The 3,182-nt window shown below is 29.5% G+C and carries 3 protein-coding genes; 2 read left to right on the top strand and 1 reads right to left on the bottom strand.

The features are described 5' to 3' along the window. Positions 1 to 474: ketopantoate reductase family protein (locus AC30RD_RS07715; RefSeq protein ID WP_489493872.1), on the top strand; the 474-nt coding region annotated here is incomplete at its 5' end. 173 nt (positions 475 to 647) lie between these two features. On the opposite strand, the gene AC30RD_RS07710 is transcribed toward AC30RD_RS07715, so the two are convergent. Continuing rightward, complete coding sequence (locus AC30RD_RS07710; protein WP_489493871.1) at positions 648 to 2,609, bottom strand: M3 family metallopeptidase; 1,962 nt, start codon at positions 2,607 to 2,609, stop codon at positions 648 to 650. 88 nt (positions 2,610 to 2,697) lie between these two features. Between AC30RD_RS07710 and AC30RD_RS07705 the strand changes: the two genes are divergently transcribed. Beyond that, the gene (locus AC30RD_RS07705; RefSeq protein WP_489493870.1) at positions 2,698 to 3,111 is read left to right on the top strand and encodes a thioredoxin family protein; all 414 of its coding nucleotides are present in this window, start codon (positions 2,698 to 2,700) and stop codon (positions 3,109 to 3,111) included. Positions 3,112 to 3,182: the final 71 nt, after the last annotated feature.

The following is a 3,182-nucleotide window of genomic DNA, read 5'->3' as shown; positions in this document are numbered from 1 at the left end:
AATTTAATAGACGTAAAAGGAAAAGGGGCGTTGATTGTTTTTGAAAATATCAACGAAAAAACAGATAGATTAAAAGATATTATAAAAAGTGCTGGTATAAAAGTAAAAAACCCAAAAAACATAGATAAAGCCATCTGGCAAAAATATCTATTTATCGCTTCAACCGCAGCTTTGACTTCGTTATATAACGAAACTTTTGGAGAAATAGCAAAAAATCATTTAAATGAATTTAAAGAGCTTTTGCAAGAGATTAAAAAAATCGCAAACCAAAAAGGTATCATGTTAGATGAGGAAGATGTTAAAAAATGTATAGATCTTCTTCAAAAATCTCCTCCCAATTCAAAAACGTCGATGCAACTGGATTTTGAAAATAGACAAAAAAGTGAATTAGAAAATATTTTGGGCTATTTGAAAAAAGAGTCAAAACTAATCGAAAATATTTATAATAAACTTTATCAAAAGCAGGGGCAATAAAGACCCCCATAAAAATCTTATTGTAAAAAGCAACACGAACAACAACTTCTTTAGCTTTGTTTTAATTTTTAATATTCTTCACACATCTTATATTTAAAAAATTTTTCGTTAATGACAAATAAAAATAATCAACCAAATTGTCTATTTGATTTTTAATTAAAAATTCATCTTTTTCATTTTTCTATCCCGCAAAGTTTTAGTAAAGCCTCGCTGTTTGGTTCTCTTTTTGCAAAAGCTTTAAAACTCTCCATCGCAGGTCTACTTCCACCTTTACATAATATCTCTTGTAGGTAACTTTGAGCGATCTCTTCATTATATATTCCGTTATCAACAAACATAAAATAGGCATCAGCGCTTAAAACTTCTGCCCATTTATAGCTATAATATCCTGCTGCGTATCCTCCGGCAAAGATATGAGAAAAGCTCCATTGAAATTTATTATATTTTGGAGGTTTTATAACGCTAACCTCTTTTCTGACCATATCCAAAATCTTTTGAACATCAACTGGATAATCCATATGTATTAGCATATCAAAAAGTGCAAATTCTAGCTGCCTTACCATTGCCATAGCGCTTTGAAAATTTTTTGATGCAATCAATTTATCAATCATCTCATCACTTAAAACTTCGCCGGTTTTATAATGGTGGGCAAACTCTTTTAATACCTTTTTTTCGTAAGCGAAATTTTCCAAAAACTGACTCGGAAACTCAACCGCATCCCATTCAACACCGCTTATTCCGCTGATTGCTGGTTCTGTAACTTCGCTAAGTAGATGATGAAGGGCGTGGCCCATCTCGTGAAACAGAGTCACTACATCGCTTGGTTTTAGCAAAGAGGGCATATCTTTGGATGAAGGAGCAAAATTTGCCACTATATAGGCAATAGGATAAATCTTTTTTCCTTTTTCGTCAATATGGTGAGTTATCCATTCATCCATCCATGCCCCGCCTCTTTTTCCTACTCTTGCCTCAAGATCCATATACAATCTTCCAACAAGCCTATTTGGCAAACTTATTTCATAACATTTTACGCTCTCGTGCCATACTGGAGTTTTTATCTCTTTAAAAGAGAGTTTAAAAAGCCTATTTAAAAATTTAAATAGTCCGTTGACGGTTTGATTTTTTTCAAAATATGGTCTATAAAGTTCTTCTTCAAAATCAAATTTTTCTTTTTTCAATTTTTCGCTAAAATAGGCTATATCGTAAGCTTGGAGTTCTTTATCAAACCCTTTTTCTCTGGCAAAATTTTTTAACTCTTCAAACTCTTTTTTTGCTTGATTTTTACTTTTTTTGGCAAGATCTCTCAAAAAATTTACAACTTCTTTAGGCGATTGTGCCATTTTTGTTTTAAGGCTAAGTTCTGCGTAATTTTCGTATCCCAAAATATTTGCCTTTTCATATCTTAATTTTAAAATCTCATCTATTAACTTTTCGTTTTGAGGAGCTCTTGTAACGTAAGCTTTGTAGAGCTCTTCTCTTTTTTCTCTGTTGCTGCCGTATGTCATATACGCTACAAAACTTGGTTGTTTTAATGTAAATTTATAATATGTTTTACCATTTTTTTGAAATTTTGCAGCCTCAAGATCGGTTTTTGGAAGCTCTTTTACATCTTCAAACCTATCTATTATCATTTCATACTCATCTGTTGCTTTTAAAAGATTTTGAGCAAATTTTGAGTTTAAATCGCTTAATGCTATATTTATCTTTTTTATTTTATTTTTTTCCTCCTTTTTAAGTCCTACACCGCTAAGTTCAAACTCTATTATTAAATCTTTTAAAACTTTTCTTTTATCTTTAGATAAAATTTCTTCTTTTTCAATCTTTTTTAAAGATTTATATATCTTTTCATTTTGTCCAATTTCGGTATGATATTGACTAAGGACTGGCAATAACTCGTTGTATGCTTTTTCGGTAATTTTGGAATTTTTTACATAATTTAGATGTGAAATCGGACTAAAATAAAATCCAAGCTCTTCTTCCATAAGTTGCAAAGGTCTTACAAAATTTTCATAATTTTTATTTTCTATATCCAAAAGCATTTTTATTTTTTTTCTATTTTTTTCTATTATATTAAGAACATGTTCTTTTTGCGTTTGGATATTTGACTCGTTAACCTTAAATTCAGGAAATATCATAAATTCTCCTTTGAAATTTTTATTATTATACATTTATATCATAATTTTATCTCTATAAAGTATAATTTTTCCTAATAAAGGAGATTTTATGTTAAAAACTATTTTATATTTATCTTTGATAAACACTTTGCTTTTTTCTCAGATAAATTGGAATGATAGCTACAATAGCGCGTTAAAAAAGGCAAGAGAGCTTAAAAAACCTCTTTTTATTTTTATGGAGAGAAAAAATCCACCTTGTAGATGGTGCCAAAAAATGGAAAAAGAGACCTTAAATGACGAAAAAATATCCCAAATTATAAACAAAAACTTTATCCCCGTAAAAATCGCAAAAGAAAAAAAAGATTATCCCCCTTTTTTAGACTCAAAATATGTTCCTACAATATTTATATTAGACTATAAACAAAAGCCAATAACAAAAATAGTAGGCTATTGGGGAATAAACGATTTTGAGAGCGATTTAAATTATATATTGAAAAAAATAAAAAAAGATAAATCCTTTTAACAAGGATATGCTAAGCAAAGGAGGACAAATGCAAAATATACCAATTTACGATCCAAGCGAAGAGATTAAAA

This window comes from Nitrosophilus sp., assembly GCF_982775275.1.
The sequence above is the reverse complement of the archived record's forward strand: the minus strand, read 5'-3'. Positions and strand labels throughout refer to the sequence as shown.